The sequence below is a fragment of the Cobetia sp. SIMBA_158 genome, assembly GCF_046566945.1.
GTDB lineage: Bacteria > Pseudomonadota > Gammaproteobacteria > Pseudomonadales > Halomonadaceae > Cobetia > Cobetia amphilecti.
Map to the genome: position 1 here is coordinate 1 of NZ_JAWJYL010000645.1, position 257 is coordinate 257.

The following is a 257-nucleotide window of genomic DNA, read 5'->3' on the forward strand; positions in this document are numbered from 1 at the left end:
TCGCAAAGGATGAAATAAACATCAAAATCCACGATAATGTCACTTCCACACATCGTGCAGAACTAGTTGAGATCAATATGACTGAAAAAACGTTTATCAAAGGTAAAGACCGCGATTTAGAATCGTCAATCTCTACCATGCAAAACAAGCTTAAAGCCCTAAATATTAATGTTGAAGAGGCGCTTTGGCTTAAACCTGTAGCTAACTGTTATTCGGTTCATATAAAAGATAGCGACTGCGGTGTTATGTTTACTAAT

1 protein-coding gene is annotated in these 257 nt (G+C 36.6%); it reads left to right on the forward strand.

Features of this window, described 5'->3' with window-relative positions; genetic code table 11:
* Positions 1-257: hypothetical protein (locus R2R70_RS21410; protein WP_410979111.1), on the forward strand; the 257-nt coding region annotated here is incomplete at both ends.